Consider the following 494-nt stretch of genomic DNA (forward strand, 5'->3'; position numbering starts at 1 on the left):
TGCTGACGCTGATGCTGCAGGCGATGGGACAAGCTGACGCGGGCCGCGTGATGTTAAAGATGGAAAAACAGCTTGCGCTGATCGAAGACGAAACCCAGGCTGCAGTATTTTCCAAAACGGTTAAGCAAATTAAACAAGCCTACCGTCAGTAATATAAAACCGGCTGAGAGCGTGCCTTTCAGCCGGTTTTTGCATCTGGCACGCAGAACAGAAAAGAGATCAAATTAAGCCAGTAGCGGCCGCGTAACAGGCAACCTGCGTCTTATTCGGTGCATTGATTTTTTTCTGCATGTTTTTCTGATGGAAATTGACCGTATTCTCAGAGATTGACAAAATCATCGCTATCTCTGCTGATGTCTTACCTTCCGCCGTCCATTTCAGAATTTCTTTTTCGCGCTTGCTGAAATTCATCTCTGGCGTCATCACTATTTCATCATTTAAACGCATCAGAGCCATCAGACTTTCGCGCACCAGTAGCTGCATTTTTAATTGCA

2 protein-coding genes are annotated in these 494 nt (G+C 45.7%); one reads left to right on the plus strand and one right to left on the minus strand.

The annotated features are described in order from the left end of the window. Positions 1–152 (plus strand): DUF2594 family protein YecF (gene yecF, locus AC3DE3_RS17205; RefSeq protein ID WP_488370838.1); only part of this gene is annotated, 152 nt, incomplete at its 5' end. Positions 153–219: 67 nt separating this feature from the next. Here yecF and AC3DE3_RS17210 read toward each other — a convergent pair. Beyond that, positions 220–494, minus strand: a 275-nt coding sequence (locus tag AC3DE3_RS17210) for a LuxR C-terminal-related transcriptional regulator (protein ID WP_426878996.1), incomplete at its 5' end; no start/stop codon positions are given.

The sequence above is a fragment of the Dietzia sp. IBK-p2-16D genome, from assembly GCF_057773085.1.